The organism is Rhizorhapis suberifaciens, from assembly GCF_014200045.1.
In the GTDB taxonomy this organism is placed as follows: Bacteria; Pseudomonadota; Alphaproteobacteria; order Sphingomonadales; family Sphingomonadaceae; genus Rhizorhapis; species Rhizorhapis suberifaciens.
On the sequence record NZ_JACHOV010000013.1, the window covers coordinates 42364 to 56379 of the forward strand.

Here is a 14016-nt window from a genome sequence, read left to right on the forward strand (position 1 = left end):
ATGGTTATAAGGCGACGGGTTTTAAGTATCATTTTACGAACCGCTGCTAAGGTCAGGAATTTGCCGAGTTGGAAAACGTGCATGAACAGCCATTTGCCTGTCGGCCGCCTGGCCGGATATCTCGAAGCCCTCTCGAGAGAAAAAATCTGGGTCGCAATGGTCGCCGCGACCAGCATTGTCGCTGCGCTTGACCATGCGGTGCCCGCTGTAGGTGGCGCTCCGCTCTACATCCCGATCATCTGCGGAGCAGCATGGGGCCTGGGTGCGCGCGAGGGCTATTTCGTGGCGGTGATCGCGGCGTTGCTGGCCATCATGCCGGCGCTGCGCGTAGATTCACCGGTCGATCCTGCAGTCCATGCGCTGCGCGTCATAATCTACGTCGCGACATTCCTCTTCCTCGCGGCAACCATCACTAGCTTTCGTCGCTCCTACGATCGCGAACTATTCCACGCCCATCGCGATCGCATGACGGGCACCTTGAACAAGGAAGTCTTCCAACGCCGTTGCGCCAAGGCCATCCAGGGTGCAGCGCATACAGGCCAAACCCTGCTGCTGGTCATCCTCGATCTCGACGACTTCAAAGCCGTAAACAGTCGGGAGGGGCATCAGGCCGGCGACGAAGTTCTCACGACGTTCGCCAAAGGCGTTTCAACCATCATGCGCCGGGAAGATCTCATCGGCCGCATCGGCGGCGATGAATTTTCCTTGCTGGTGCGCGTGCCGTCGATCGCCGAGGGTCAAGGTTTCGCGCACGACATGCACGCCCGCCTGACGGCCGTGCTAACCAATGCACGCTATCCCGTGACGTGCAGCATGGGCGCGTTGCTGATCCCGCCTTATGCTCCGCGCAACGCCGCGGAACTGGTGCATGCTGCCGATCAGGCCATGTATCGCGCCAAACGGACGGGCAAGAATTCGATCGTTGTAGACAGGATCGGCGAGCCCGACAGGCCGCCGATCGGCCGCACCGCCGTCCAGCGCCAGAAGGGACTTGCATGAAGGATTCGGTTTCGCTGCGGCGGCGCGCCGTCGCACTTATGCGCGAGGCCATCGCCATGCTCGACGAAACGAGGGAGGACGTCGCCGCTGTCCACTTGCAAATGGCCATCGACGTCGCCGAGCGGATTCCCCCGATGAAGCCGGGTGACGAGCTGCCGGATGAAAGATGCGGCGCCTCTACCTCCGTTCCCCAGCTTGTCGCCGATCCGGCGCTGGTCCGCGCGATCGGCGGCGCGCTGGCGGTATTCGCCACCTTGCTGGCACGCCGGGGCGGCAGCTCGGTCGAAGAGGTTGCCGATCTCCTTGGTATCTATGCGCTGGCGACCCAGGAAACGTCCGACGATGAGGGGCTGATTATCGCCTGTTGGGGGGCTATCCTCCGCGATGTCGCGGAGGCGCAGCGCGGGGAACCGATGCAGCGCCGCTAAGGGCTTCATGGTCTCCCGGCGACAAGGTGGATTGTCGCCGGGAGTGGTCAGCCAGGAGGCCGATGCGGCCCTTTAGGCGGAAACATATCGCTATGCACGCGCAGGCTCGGGTGAAACTCGCCGGATCACACACAGCGCGCGACGAATTGCCGCTGTCCAAGACGTGAAGGGTTTCTCTTGCGGCCGCGCGCCGGGGCGCGAGAGTCTTTGTCGACCGGCGTGCACTGGCGGACGAGCTGCGCCGGACGAGGGGAACGCCAAGGGCGCCGCCCTTTCGTTCCCGAACGACAATCGATCGCCCGTGTAATCCGCCAAGCCCGGCTCCCGGCGGAGAGCGCCGGCCAGGCTAGGCGGCTCGCCCGCGCCAACGATCGATTCTCATTCCCCCTCCCCATCCCGTTCCTCGCCGGAACGGCAGGGCCCTGAGGCCCGAGCGGCCTTGTGGCCCATGCCGGAGGAAAATCTATGGGGACGTCGCCAACGCCGACCGGGGAGCCGATCGAGAGCGTCTTTGATCGTGCCGCCCCGAGACTAAGGCGCTACTTTCGCAACAAGGGCTTCGGCGACGAAGCCGAGGACATGGTGCAGGAGTGTTTTCGTCGAACGGTCGGGCGCAGGGCCGACCGTCCCGAAGCCTTCCTGATGCGAACGGCGGTCAACCTCGCGATTGAGCATTGGCGGGCACGGTCCCGGCATCGCGTCGATCGGCATGTCTCCACCGATAGCGTCGATCTATGCGGGCTCGATCCCCTTATGCAGCTTGAGGCGGCCGACCTGTTGCGCCGGGTCGAGGCGAGCCTTGTGCGGCTCACTCCACGAACGCGAACCATCTTTTTCCTTCATCGGGTAGACGGCCTGACGCTTCCCGAACTCGCGGCCCGCTACGGGTTGAGCATCCACGGCGTCGAATATCACCTTGCGAAAGCGATGAAACATATACGCCGTTTCCGGGACGATCTGTCATGAGCATAGCAGGCACGGAGTGACCGTCACGTTTCCAAGCGAATACTGATATTTGCCTGCATACGTCGCGCCGAAATGGACGTGGAATATGGTGAGCCGAATGCACGTTGCATTAAGTGATTTGTTGAGAAATCGCCCCGGGAGGCGTAATGTAAATGTGGAAAGGATGATGATGGCTCAGATCGATCTTGAGGCGCTGCGTGAGCGTGTCCGGCAGATGGATTTCGAGCGCGGCACCCCTGAACAGGTCGCGGCGTGGCGCGAGGACGTAGCGGAAGCACGCGCGAATCTTGCCATTGAGGACATGGAGCCGACCATCGATGAAGACGCGATGTTCGCGATGATGCTCGACGAGGGTGTTCCCCCTGCACTCATGCCCTCGATCATCCTTAGCCTCTATCAGCCCGGAACTGACCAGATCGCTGCCTGATGGTCGGCGATCCCTACGCATATCCCGGCACGGAGACGTTTAGGAATCGCCTTGGCATCACCGACGAGAACTCGCTCACCGAGGCAGAGCGACGCCTGACGCTGGCACGGAGCGCGGAGGCTGGGCGCCTGACCTTTCCGGCGACTGCCGACGGCTACCGAGCCCTCCACAAACACCTGTTCCAGGACCTCTACGAGTGGGCGGGCCAGGACCGCACCGTCAACATTGCCAAAGGCGGGTCGAGCTTCGCCGCCGTGCCCTACGTCGCGCGCGAACTCGACAAGCTGTTCACGGACATGAGCGCAACGAACGATTTCCGTGGCCTTCCTCGAGACGAGTTTTTCGATCGGCTCGGCAACCACATCAACGAGATCAATGCCATCCACCCCTTCCGCGAGGGCAATGGCCGCACGATGCGCCAACACGCGGCGCAGATCGCGCGCGATGCGGGGCATCCGATCCGCATTGCGGCGATCGACAAGGACAGGTGGATGGAGGCTTCGCGCCACGGCTTTCTCACCGGTGATCATCGCGGCATGGCCGCGGTCCTCTCAGCGGCGGCAATCAAACGGGATCTCGCGCCCGAGCCGCGCATCGGCCCGGCCGGGATCGCCCTGCTCCCCAACCGCGCGCCACCCGAGGGCCAGCGCTACCGCGTGACGTTGACAAAGGCACGTGAGGAACTGGAACGCTACTTGCCGGCCGCGCGCCAGCAGGCAGTCGAGCGGCTGCGCGGCTTGATAAAGGAGGACGCATCTTCCGCCGCGATCGCCAATGCGCGCACCGAGCTTGCCTATGTCCGCCATGCCAAGGGGCCGGTCTATCAGTCTCATCTTCTAACCTACCTTGGCGTTCGGCAGGTCGATGCCGTCATAAGTGCCCAACAGACGCCTCTTGAACGCGTGCGAGAGATCGGCGCGGCTCTTGGCATCCAGATCAACGTCCAGCAGCAGGCACACATTCAGCGTGCCGTGCGGGCGCTGCAAAAGCCGGTCCTGCCCCCTGGGCACTCTCCCGGTCAGGAGCGACTTGCCGCCGCTTTCCTGAAGAATACGCCGGAAATGAACCATGCCGATCCGCGCCTTGCGCCAGCGCAGGCGATCGTCGACGCGGCAATGCAGACGGCGCGCGATCGAGGTGAAAGCGCCCGCATGGTGGGAACGATCGGCGATTCGACCCGCCAGCTTGTTGCCGATCGGATCAAATCGGGCGATACGCTGGATCCCAAAATTGGTGGCGTGGCGCCGGCGACAGCACCACGCGATAAGGACCGAAGACGCTGATGGCCCTGGGGTAGTTCAAACGTCAGCTCCACGCGACCATGTCGCGATCGTCACCGCCAGCGCGTCCGAAGAAAAAACCCAGTGTCACCCTCGTGTCGCCAGCAGTCTCGGCTACTTCGTGGTAATAGGTGGGATTGAAAATATAGATGTCGCCCGTCTCCGGCTTAAAAACGAGCTGTTTGCATCCCTCAACGACGCTCAGCGGATAGCCAAAGTTGCCCCTTATCTTTGAAGCCTCATCTGCCAAAGACCACTGTTTTTTGTACAGGATGAGTTCTCCACCAGAGGTGCATTCCTGCAGGCAAACGGTACACCTGAGCTGGCTCCTCGCGGCGGCAACCCGTAAGCTGCTGCCGATGGCATCTCTTGCGATCATATCGTTGTGCAGGGGCATCGCCATGCCACTTCGATGTATAAGTACCATAAAAGGTGAATAGGCGTCGCCAGATTCCTCGCGTGCTACGTTGAGAGTATTAAGACATAGGGCGGTGGCAACCAAGTCGTATATCTTTGCAGTGAATACTGTCATCTCGGGCGGAACGGCCTGTTCCATATCTCTGGCTCTATCGAAGTAGGCTTGTGGAAGGTCCAAGGCTCCAGCGAGATAAGGCCCTACTGTAATCAGGCGGGTATTAGGGTAAAGGTTGTCTTTAATGAGCGGCTCCATTTTTTCTACGGATCCGAAGGCAGACGACAAGACCTCCTTCGACAGAAAACCACGCAGTACGATGACACCCGCCTGCCCTGTAATGAGTGCTTCCAGAGAAGCATCGTCGCTAAGACTTTCGGGCGAAAGTACGCGTGAGTTCCAGGCAAATTCCTGAGCCGAGACTTCTTGACCTCTGAACATGTCCGTTCCTTCTGAGCCACGTGACCGCAGCCCTCCTTCCAAATTCCTGTCGCCCGTGAAGCTCGGAATGTACGACGACGAAGTGCCCGTACGATTGTTCGCGATAATGTGTTCGATCACCAATGGCCGCCCGACTGCGGGCTAGATCATTCAGCGGCAATCGATGGTGCGGAAGCACGCTGCTCATGCAGAGGACCGTAGCAGCGCTCCGCCCATGGATCGACCTCGATCACCCAGATATCGCGGTAGCCACTGTCATAGCCTTCAGCGGCAACGATGTCGGTCGCATAATGGATCCAACGGTCGTCGTTCATCAGGATAGCCTGGTTGTTCTGAAGCGTCGTCCGAAAAACGATCTCGCCCGTTGCCGGCTCGATGATCTGAGTTTCGCCGCCGTCGACCTGATGGCGTCGGGCAACCCCGACGACGCTGAACCGGTGCCCGTCCCGATGCGGACCTTCGGGCACCGTGATGCCCTTCCATTCCGCATCGACACGCACTCGAAACTGGCTCACATTGATTTGGTAGAGCTCATCGCGATCGATCGGCAGCACGGCCAGTATTGCAACGAGAAGTGAGGAAGGGTCGCACACCAATTGCTCGCGGAAACGTTTGACGCCGCCAGCCTCGGGAATCTTAATATACTCGGCAGACTGGACATAATCGCGACGCGGAAGCGGCGCAAAAATCCACTCTCTATCCTCGCAATAGGCGAAATATTGCGTAAGCCGAACGGTGCGATAGCGCTGGAGGCTATGCATGTCGCGCGGCAGGTCCTCGAAGGTTGCCAGCATCTCGTTCGAAAGCGGCGGTGTATCGATGATCGTCCAGCCGTCCACAGCGAAATCACCGGCGATCGAGAGTGGTTTTTCTACAATATCAAGCATTCCGAGTTCCCCTGGGGTTAAGCTGGCTGGTGCTGAAGGTCGAACGTCGCCACCTCAAAAGGCTGCAGGGCAGCGATGTGTTTGCGTGTGATGTCACGATAGAAATCACAGGCTGCTGGCTCGATCATATCGATCTCGCCAAACTTCTTCTCCAAGGGGCCGAGGCAAAGGCCCGCACAGAAACCCTCGATCTCGCATCCATTGCAAAATGGGGGGTTCTCAGTGCGCAGCTTGTCATGTGCCAAATATGGCTCGGCTCGGAGAAGATCGGCGCCGGCATCGATCTTACCAAGAAGCGTGGAACCAGCCTTGCAGGAGAAGACCGAACCGTTTGGTTCGATGCTGAGCTGCGCGCCCTTGGCGGAGCAGTTCTTGAAACCTCGTTGGCTCACGACGTCGAAGCCGAGCAGTACCTGAAATATCTGGTGCCAGTAGCCGGTCAACACGACACCGCGCTGTCGACCGTACTCGATGACGGACCATAGCCGGTCGCCAATTTGGTCAGCGTCATAGCTGACGTAAAATGTCGGATCGAAATCGACCACCACGCCAATCTCGGATGCGCCGACATCCACGGCGAGGTCGACAATCGAGTTGTCAAACTGATCCCATGTGCTGGAGGTTAGCGCAGCATTGATCGCCACTCGATTGCCGAACTTTTGGAGGTAGCGGAACCCCCGCATGACTGATGGCGTGCTGCTAGACCCATCCTTGAGGGGGCGGTTCGGACTGTCGGGCGAGTCGAAGCTCACGCAAACTGCGACGCCATATTCGCTGAAGGTCCTGGCGATCTCTTCTGTGATAAGCGAGCCATTCGTCACTGTTGAGTAGTGGATCGTCATCCCATCGTCGGCACCATTGCCGAAGCGCTTTAGAACGGCGGCCACCGCAGGCCAGTTCAGCAGCGGCTCACCGCCGAAAAATTGAATCATAACCTCGTTGACGCCGCCAGCTCTGGCCACGCCAAGAGCCTCGTCGATGTAGCGAACGGCATCGTCGGGCTTCATGCGTCGGTTTTTCGGGTCGAACTGATGCTCGAAGCGCTCCTTCGACGCATACATCGAGTCGCCGAGATCGATCTTGATGCTTTCCGGAGACGCAAGGCGAGCAGACTCAACCTTCCGTACCTCAGACTCGACCGACATCTCGCGGCCTTGAATGCCCTCGAAGCAATATGTGCAGCCAAAATTGCACGCGTTGGCCATTATCAACTGGATGACGGTCACCCGAGGGGGCTTGGTTTCATCTTGCCGACGATCCGAGGACTGGCCCTCCCGGAACAATAATTGCCGCGCTTCCAATTGTTGGACGAGCTCGGCTTCACGTGACTCTGCATCACCCTCGAGCCATTTGGCCGGGATCGCTCGACCACCTTTGAAGCTGTGCAACGTGGCAAGAGCGGCTTCGTCCAAGAGGCATAGGCCGCCGAGCCGCCGATGATAGACGGCTGTCCGGCTTCCGACGTTGCGCTCGACCGTTTCATCCGAAAGGACGAGTGCGATGTTCTCGCGAACCATGTTCGGCGTTTTCAGCACGGACAGCCTCCATTCTTACTTGGTCAGCGCATGCTTCAGCATGACGCCGTTGTGGATGGCGGACGTGCCACCAACGGTTCCGCCGACAGTGCCGCCCACCGTGCCGCCGACGGTTCCGCCCACCGTACCGCCGACGGTTCCGCCGACAGTACCGCCCACAGTTCCACTGATCGTTGTCTTCATGATGTCGCTCCTTCAGCTGGTTGAATCAACTTCACCTCGGCCAACTGACTCGATCAGCAAGCCACCAGACAAGATACGAAAGTAGATAATGATAACAAGAAGCGGGTTGGTGTAGCCTTGGTGCAAAGTATGGAGCGAATTCACTCCAATAACGGCGGATCAGTTATTGTATATGGCAACATAATACCTTGAGGCACTCGCGCTCTATAAGGAAGATATATATGGATTCCCGTTATGTGCCATTTCGACGACCTTTCTGCCATGGCCCCCGGTCAAATCTTCCCAGAAGGCGGGAGTAGCCGTGACAACGGTCATTCCCACGGGACCATATTGCTCCGACGAGGCGCCGGGGAACTGCACGACGACCGCCGCGGATCTCCTGTGCGGGTGAGCACCGCCGGTTGCACAGGCAAGGTCCAGACGCGGTTTCGATTCCGCGCGCCCGATCCCCGGTGAAAGGGATCGCATGGCTAGCATCGCGTACGACCGGTATGCGTGCGCTGACCTTCGAAAGGGGGGCATGGTTCGCGCTGTCACTGGTCATCAGTGCGGGCGCCTGGTGGTGGTGGTCCGATCGGCAGCGCTACGTGACCACGGACAATGCCTTTGTTGATACGGACATCATCATGTTGTCCTCACAGATTAGCGGCTTTGTAGTGCAGGTGGTGACCACTCCCAATGACCACGTTCGCCGTGAACAGACGCTGGCGGTCATTGAGCCAGCCGACTTCCGGCTAACCCTAGCTGCTGCGCTTGCCAGACGACGCGCTGCACAGGCGGCGATTACTCAGCTCACCCACCGAAGCGCCGAGCGGCGAGCGGCACTGCAAGAGAAAGTGGCCGCGCTCCGCGGCGCGATGGCGACGGGCGAGGCGGTGCAAGCGCAGCAGGAGCGGATCGCGCGGCTCGCCGCTCAGGGCTGGGCGACAGGCCGGCTTCTGCAAACAGCCACAGCCGACGCAACAAAGGCGACGGCCGACATTGATGAAGCGAAGGCCGATATGGCGGCAGAGGCGGCGCAGGGTCGCACGGTGTCCGGGGAGGCGGAAACCCTTGCGGCCGATCTCGCCCGGGCCGACGCGGAGGTCGCGCGTGCGCGACTGGACTTGGAGCGTACGTCTCTTCGCTCGCCGGTGCGCGGGACCGTAGGTCCGGTGCTCGCCCGGGTTGGGCAGTTTCTGAGACCCGGCGATGTGGTGATGCATGTGGTGCCAGCACGGGCGCAATACATCGTCGCCAATTTCAAAGAGACGCAGTTCAGTCGGTTGCGCGTCGGACAGGTCGCACAGATCCGGCTTGATGCCTTTCCAGGCCGCGTCCTTACCGGCCGTATCCAGAGCCTCTCACCCGCTACCGGGTCGAAATTCGCGGCAATGCCGATCGACAACGCAAACGGCAATTTCGTAAAGATCGTCCAGCGTGTACCGGTCCGGATAGAACTAGCGCCAGCCGCAGCGGCCGCGGCCGATCGGATGCTCAGACCTGGCCTGTCCGCAAACGTTTCCGTCGATCTCGGCGAAGCCCGCTGACATGTCGAGCGATCCGACGATGCCGCCCGCACATGGGAAATCCACCTGGTGGTGTTTTATCGGATTACTGGTGGCACAATTCATCGCTGTGCTCGACGTTCAGATTGTAACCTCGTCGCTCGAAATGATCCAGGCTGGCGTCGGCGCCAGCGTCGACGAGATCAGTTGGGTGCAGACCTCCTACCTGATCGCCGAAACCCTCTCGATCCCATTAGTCGGAAGTCTGACTCGACGGCTCGGCTTACGAACCCTGTTTGGGATCGCCTGCGGTGCCTTCGTGTTATTCAGTCTTGCAGTCGGCACCGCGCAGTCACTGCCCATGCTGATAGTGGCACGCGCGCTTCAAGGCTGTGCCGGCGGCGTCATGCTTCCAATGGCTTTCACTTATGGTTTTACCGCGTTCCCCGAGGCGCTAAAGCCTAGAATCAGCTTGATCCTGGCGTTATTTTCAGTGTCGGCACCCGCGATCGGACCGGTACTCGGCGGCTACATTTCAGATGCGGCGGGATGGCGGTGGCTGTTCTTCGTTAACGTCATGCCTGGCTTGCTAGCGATCCTCGCGGTTACGCGCTCGATCTCGGCCACCGAGGGGCGCGTGAGCCCGGCGCCGCCACTTGACTGGGGCTCGCTGGTCGCCCTGTCCGCGTGCCTGGCCTCCATACAGTTCGCCCTTGAGGAGGGGCAGCGGCGCAACTGGACAGAGGACGGGTGGATATGTGCGCTGATGGTGCTCGGCGCGGTTGGACTGCTGGCATTTGTCCGGCGCAGCATGGTGGCGAAAGATCCGCTAATCGACCTAAGGCCGCTGCTCGCCCACGCTTTCCGCACTGGATGGCTCTTGGTTACGGTCAGCGGCGTATCGATTTTCGGGGGAAGCTATCTACTACCACTCTTCCTGGCCAACGTGCGGGGATATTCACCCATTCAGGTGGGCGAGACCCTGATGGTTTCAGGAGTGAGCATGATCATCGCGGGGCTGGTGCTGATGCCGCGTCTGAGCCGGGTCGATCCGCGGCTCTTGATGGGCGGCGGCTTCGCGATGGCGGGCTATGCATTCTGGCTCGGTCAGGCCGCCACCGCACAGTGGGACTTCTGGGAGTTCGCGACCATGCAAATCTTGCGCGGGATCGGCCTGATCGTCGCGGTGACGACCACGCAGAGCCTCACCATGAAGGGCGTCGATGCTGGGCAGGTCAGCAGCGCGACCAGCCTTTTGTACCTCGCGCGTAACCTGGGCGGTGCGTTCGGCGTAGCGCTGCTATCTAGCGAGCTTGTGGTGGCATCCCACCAAGCCTACGCCGACTTGTCTGCTTCTTACCGTGTGGTCGCTGGACCCCATGCCGCGCCTGGGGATAATGCGGTCCCGATTGCGGCTCTAAATGACGCCGCGCTGGTTCTCGGCTTCAATCGCTGCTTTGCGTTGACCGCCCTCTATTGCTGGGGCGCGGCGATCTTGGCCTTCACGCTGAGAGGTCGGATCGCGGCGGCCGCACCTGACCGATCCTAAGCCAGTGCGGATTTGCCGGTGCTGACTTCGAGGCTATTTGGTCTCAGCGGTCGGAATGTTCTCTGCCGGCCTTCGCCGGCGGCCATCGTCATATACGCTCCACTGTGTATCAGCCGTGACGGTCAGCGTATCGAAAAACTTTTTGCGTCCGGCCTCGGTGAGACCGTCTTGGTACAGTTCCCACGCTTCTATCGTCCGCAGTGCGGCTTCATTGCCCGTGACAGCATGTGCAATGAAACCGAAGTCATCATCATGACCGAACTCGGCTGCGATAGGCTGCAGCTGAGACAAGCAGTTTCGCACGAGCGTTGCCAATTCAAGTGGTATTGCCATTGGATCGGGAAGGCGAGCTCGTACGCCATATCGGGCCGCTTGTCTGCAGGACTCTTCCAGCACACTTAGCTCAGAAGCCATCGGCTCGCTCGCACCATCTGACCTACATCCGGCAATCACGAGGCACCTGAACAGAGCGGCAAGCGCGGCCGCCAGCAGCGGTGATCTGCACGTGTCCGGCGCGCGGAGTTCAATGGTCGGATAGCTCTGCGAAGGTCGGACCATCCACCAGAGTTCCCCCGGACGGGCTATTATACCTGACTTCAGGTAGCGGCTCTGCCACAATTCGTACTCTTCATATCGACGGAATGGGGGATTGAAACCGAATCTGGGTATCGCACTCAGCACTGCTCGACGCATGCTCAGAAACGCACCGACACTGCCATCGAAAATGGGAGAGTTGGCCGCGAGCGCGATGAATACCGGCACCATAGGCAATATGGAATTCAGTATCCGAATGCGATCAATGTCAGCTGGGACTGCGACGTGCACATGAAGCGCGGACATGCCTCCGCCTCCGAACATCGTATATTCCGGATGCCGATCGATGATAGACCCGTACTTCGCACTATCTGTGATTTCGTCCCAGCCCGACATCCGCTCAGGAAGCAGCCCAGTCGCCAATGGAATCTCATCGAAGCGAGCACTGACTTCTAAAAGGGCCTCTCGGTTCACCTTCAGCTGGCTCAAGAGCGTCATTCGATCGCTGCACGGGTCGGTGATAGTCTCTATCTGGTAGGCATAGAACTCTTTAGAGCACCTGCTGCCGCCGATATCTTTGTTTATGGCCGATACGATATCGTCTCGGTTTCTACTGGAAACACTGAGCCTGCTTCGAGACAGGAGCAGGAATTCTTCCTCTACCCCGTAGGTGAACGCCTCGGACATAATAAACCCGCTCCCGAATGTACTTTATGCATCACAGCCGGACACCGCTTGCCCGCTCAGCATGTTCGCCGTAGCGCGATTTCAGCATCCCAGGCGTGAGGCGGCCATCTGCAGGTCGAGCCATTGGTCCACGGCCGTTGACAGCGGGGGCAGCATCGCGACATTTGCGCGTCGCCGATCGTCACGATCGGCCTCCCGGCTGATGTAGCCCAGCGCTTCGAGATGTTCGATGTGGCGTAAAGCAGTGGTGCTCGAACCGCCACTCAAGCTGGAAAGCTGAGAAACGGTGATGTGCCGCCCCTCTTGCGTCGCGACATAAAGTTGCAGGATCATGTCGAAGCTTGGATCGCTGAAGCGAACACCGGTGAAGCAGGCGGCGAGCTTTAGCCGTCCCGTCAGAAGTGCCTTCGCTTCTCCCAAGCGACAGCTCCCGATCTCCTTATTGCTGCTAACCGCTGACAAAAGCGTATTTTCGACGGCCTTGCGCGGGAGCCGAACGACGACATCGATCAACTCGTCTCCTTCAAGTGCTGCATCCATGATTGTCTCGATCCCGTTCGTAGGTGAGGTTCGGCGCACCGCGGCAGTCGGAATGTCCCGAGCGCCAGGGCTCCGAGTGCGAGGTAGGCGTATATCCCGAGCTGGGTATGGTAAACGAAGAGGGGCACACGGGGCAGCAGGCCGCCCAGCAGGCTCATGAAGAGATTGGCGAGGGCGAAGCCAGCCGCCCATATCGGCCAGAAGCGAGTTGTTGTGATCCCCAGGCAGTAGAAGCCGCCGACGACAGCTATGTCTATGACAAGGATCACAAGATCGGCAGGAGCGAAGTATGCAACGTTCAGCAACCGGAGAGCGGTCGTAGCAACCGATGCCAGCATATTGATGCCAGCCCCGATACGCTCTGGCCTGCCACCTCGCACGAAAGCGTAACTGCATATAAGAATGAGTGTCGCGTCAAAAAGCAGTGCCAAAAATATTTGCAGCGACATCATCCCCTGCCCCCGGAGCGTTAAGCGGACTCATTCTCGGCTTCGTTCTCAACCCCTATCACCGGCTTTGGCGCGCCTTCACCCCAACTGGTCTCCGAGAGGCCGAGCTGTCGGCCGGTTTTCTCGATCGAGATGTGAGCGCGCATGGCCATATGATCTTGGCCTTCGACGAGGGCACTCAGCGCCGCTACGGTCGCCTTGACCGTTCGCTGTGCCATTGCAGGTGACAGCCGATGCGCTTCGGTCGCATCCAAGGTTGTTAACAGAAACTGCGCGGTATCGCGTGCCGCGAGATTGATCGACCGCTCCGCCTTACGAAGCTCGTCAGCGACGATCCGGCTCGTGTTCACAAGTGCTTGCATGACGCCTCCTTGAGCGCGTTGCGCTCGTCAAAGTTGTAAAAACCGAAGCAGGAAGAGCAGCGTGACATATGCCATTCCGGCGGCAGTCAGCCCCAAGGGAGTCACGATCGCGATGATCGCGGTCCATGCGGCCACTTGCTTCCATGTGAGCATGTTTGCTGCCGCCCCTGCGGTCGGCCAAGGAGGAGAAAACCGAGAAGTGGGGGTGTGGGAAGGTAGAGCGTTTGCAGGGTGTAAAGGCTCTACCCCCCTTTCCAAGGCGGCGAAAAGCTGCGCTGCCTCGAAACGTGTCGATACGCCAAGGATGGCATTGGCCTTCAGCAGCTGTTTATCCACTGCGCGGTAGCTGGCGGCTCCGGTCGCGGCCGCGATCTCCTTGGAGTTTTTGAGTTGGAGGACCAGCCGGAGATAAGAGCGTTGGCGTTCTGTCAGCAAGGAGGCCCGAGGATCGACGACGTCGGTCTCATCGGATGGTGGAGGAGGATACTCCTCAGATCTTGGAACAGGTTCGGTACTCGACATCCCATGACATTCCCGCCGCAAGCTGGAACGAATCGTTTCCAGAACGACGATAACTCGGATTCACGGCAGGAAAAAAGCGTCAAGCCTCCAAATTTTTTTGCATAAGCGAAGCGGCGCCAAGTGCGCTCGTCGTACGCGAGCGCTGGCAAACAGCTTGGGGCGGATTGACGCTACGGAAACGCTCGGTCAATTTCGCTGCGACGCACAACGCCGCTCTTAGCGACTCGGATTGCCGCGACTGATCGCGGATGCCGGCGGGGTGCCGTCCAGCACCCCGCCGGCATATCACAACGGGCAATGGTTTGATGGAGCTGAGCTGCCACAAGAG

General features: G+C 59.9%; 15 protein-coding genes. 7 read left to right on the plus strand and 8 right to left on the minus strand.

Annotated features, from left to right (window positions below; translation table 11 throughout):
• Positions 1–81: 81 nt before the first annotated feature.
• From HNQ99_RS14820 to HNQ99_RS14840, 5 genes are all read left to right on the plus strand, one after another.
• Positions 82–999, plus strand: a complete 918-nt coding sequence (locus HNQ99_RS14820; protein WP_184477021.1) for a GGDEF domain-containing protein — start codon at positions 82–84, stop codon at positions 997–999.
• Positions 996–1427, plus strand: coding sequence for a hypothetical protein (locus HNQ99_RS16720; RefSeq protein WP_246415024.1), 432 nt, complete (start codon positions 996–998; stop codon positions 1425–1427). Before HNQ99_RS14820 ends, HNQ99_RS16720 begins: the two co-directional genes overlap by 4 nt.
• A 465-nt stretch (positions 1428–1892) precedes the next feature.
• Positions 1893–2393: an RNA polymerase sigma factor gene (locus tag HNQ99_RS14830; RefSeq protein ID WP_184477023.1), complete on the plus strand. Its 501-nt coding sequence runs from the start codon at positions 1893–1895 to the stop codon at positions 2391–2393.
• Between the two features lie 169 nt (positions 2394–2562).
• The gene (locus HNQ99_RS14835) at positions 2563–2820 is read left to right on the plus strand and encodes a hypothetical protein (RefSeq protein ID WP_184477025.1); all 258 of its coding nucleotides are present in this window, start codon (positions 2563–2565) and stop codon (positions 2818–2820) included.
• Positions 2820–4103: a Fic/DOC family protein gene (locus HNQ99_RS14840; protein WP_184477028.1), complete on the plus strand. Its 1284-nt coding sequence runs from the start codon at positions 2820–2822 to the stop codon at positions 4101–4103. The genes HNQ99_RS14835 and HNQ99_RS14840 overlap by 1 nt, the downstream gene beginning before the upstream one ends.
• Positions 4104–4125: 22 nt before the next feature.
• Here HNQ99_RS14840 and HNQ99_RS14845 read toward each other — a convergent pair whose 3' ends face one another.
• The 4 genes from HNQ99_RS14845 to HNQ99_RS14860 are packed head-to-tail and all read right to left on the minus strand — an operon-like array spanning position 4126 to position 7558.
• The gene (locus tag HNQ99_RS14845; RefSeq protein WP_184477030.1) at positions 4126–5073 is read right to left on the minus strand and encodes a 2OG-Fe(II)-dependent halogenase WelO5 family protein; all 948 of its coding nucleotides are present in this window, start codon (positions 5071–5073) and stop codon (positions 4126–4128) included.
• Between the two features lie 26 nt (positions 5074–5099).
• Complete coding sequence (locus tag HNQ99_RS14850; protein ID WP_184477032.1) at positions 5100–5840, minus strand: 2OG-Fe dioxygenase family protein; 741 nt, start codon at positions 5838–5840, stop codon at positions 5100–5102.
• Between the two features lie 17 nt (positions 5841–5857).
• The gene (locus HNQ99_RS14855; protein WP_184477034.1) at positions 5858–7375 is read right to left on the minus strand and encodes a radical SAM/SPASM domain-containing protein; all 1518 of its coding nucleotides are present in this window, start codon (positions 7373–7375) and stop codon (positions 5858–5860) included.
• 15 nt (positions 7376–7390) lie between these two features.
• Positions 7391–7558, minus strand: coding sequence for a hypothetical protein (locus HNQ99_RS14860; protein ID WP_184477036.1), 168 nt, complete (start codon positions 7556–7558; stop codon positions 7391–7393).
• Between the two features lie 491 nt (positions 7559–8049).
• Between HNQ99_RS14860 and HNQ99_RS14865 the strand changes: the two genes are divergently transcribed.
• Together HNQ99_RS14865 and HNQ99_RS14870 are read left to right on the plus strand one after the other, a co-directional pair.
• Positions 8050–9087 (plus strand): HlyD family secretion protein, encoded by a 1038-nt coding sequence (locus HNQ99_RS14865; RefSeq protein WP_184477038.1) that lies wholly within the window; start codon positions 8050–8052, stop codon positions 9085–9087.
• A gap of 19 nt (positions 9088–9106) precedes the next feature.
• Positions 9107–10594 carry a DHA2 family efflux MFS transporter permease subunit gene (locus HNQ99_RS14870; RefSeq protein WP_246415025.1) on the plus strand — a complete coding sequence of 496 codons (1488 nt, stop codon included), beginning with the start codon at positions 9107–9109 and terminating at the stop codon, positions 10592–10594.
• Positions 10595–10627: 33 nt separating this feature from the next.
• On the opposite strand, the gene HNQ99_RS14875 is transcribed toward HNQ99_RS14870, so the two are convergent.
• The 4 genes from HNQ99_RS14875 to HNQ99_RS14890 form a co-directional block, all read right to left on the minus strand.
• Entirely contained in the window at positions 10628–11815 is a 1188-nt protein-coding gene (locus tag HNQ99_RS14875) for a carboxylate-amine ligase (RefSeq protein WP_184477042.1), read from the minus strand.
• A gap of 81 nt (positions 11816–11896) precedes the next feature.
• On the minus strand, positions 11897–12355 hold the full coding sequence (locus tag HNQ99_RS14880; protein WP_184477044.1) for a MarR family transcriptional regulator: 459 nt from the start codon (positions 12353–12355) through the stop codon (positions 11897–11899).
• A gap of 469 nt (positions 12356–12824) precedes the next feature.
• Positions 12825–13166 (minus strand): hypothetical protein, encoded by a 342-nt coding sequence (locus HNQ99_RS14885; protein ID WP_184477045.1) that lies wholly within the window; start codon positions 13164–13166, stop codon positions 12825–12827.
• Between the two features lie 27 nt (positions 13167–13193).
• Complete coding sequence (locus HNQ99_RS14890) at positions 13194–13688, minus strand: helix-turn-helix domain-containing protein (RefSeq protein ID WP_246415026.1); 495 nt, start codon at positions 13686–13688, stop codon at positions 13194–13196.
• Positions 13689–14016 lie beyond the last annotated feature (328 nt).

Excerpts from the sequence above, each read along its gene's own strand:
- HNQ99_RS14870 (WP_246415025.1), top strand. The coding sequence starts at position 9,107 with ATGCCGCCCGCACATGGGAAATCCACCTGGTGGTGTTTTATCGGATTA.
- HNQ99_RS14860 (WP_184477036.1), bottom strand. The coding sequence starts at position 7,558 with ATGAAGACAACGATCAGTGGAACTGTGGGCGGTACTGTCGGCGGAACC.
- HNQ99_RS14840 (WP_184477028.1), top strand. The coding sequence starts at position 2,820 with ATGGTCGGCGATCCCTACGCATATCCCGGCACGGAGACGTTTAGGAAT.
- HNQ99_RS14885 (WP_184477045.1), bottom strand. The coding sequence starts at position 13,166 with ATGCAAGCACTTGTGAACACGAGCCGGATCGTCGCTGACGAGCTTCGT.
- HNQ99_RS14830 (WP_184477023.1), top strand. The coding sequence starts at position 1,893 with ATGGGGACGTCGCCAACGCCGACCGGGGAGCCGATCGAGAGCGTCTTT.
- HNQ99_RS14850 (WP_184477032.1), bottom strand. The coding sequence starts at position 5,840 with ATGCTTGATATTGTAGAAAAACCACTCTCGATCGCCGGTGATTTCGCT.
- HNQ99_RS14890 (WP_246415026.1), bottom strand. The coding sequence starts at position 13,688 with ATGTCGAGTACCGAACCTGTTCCAAGATCTGAGGAGTATCCTCCTCCA.
- HNQ99_RS14835 (WP_184477025.1), top strand. The coding sequence starts at position 2,563 with ATGGCTCAGATCGATCTTGAGGCGCTGCGTGAGCGTGTCCGGCAGATG.
- HNQ99_RS14865 (WP_184477038.1), top strand. The coding sequence starts at position 8,050 with ATGCGTGCGCTGACCTTCGAAAGGGGGGCATGGTTCGCGCTGTCACTG.
- HNQ99_RS16720 (WP_246415024.1), top strand. The coding sequence starts at position 996 with ATGAAGGATTCGGTTTCGCTGCGGCGGCGCGCCGTCGCACTTATGCGC.
- HNQ99_RS14875 (WP_184477042.1), bottom strand. The coding sequence starts at position 11,815 with ATGTCCGAGGCGTTCACCTACGGGGTAGAGGAAGAATTCCTGCTCCTG.
- HNQ99_RS14820 (WP_184477021.1), top strand. The coding sequence starts at position 82 with ATGAACAGCCATTTGCCTGTCGGCCGCCTGGCCGGATATCTCGAAGCC.
- HNQ99_RS14880 (WP_184477044.1), bottom strand. The coding sequence starts at position 12,355 with ATGGATGCAGCACTTGAAGGAGACGAGTTGATCGATGTCGTCGTTCGG.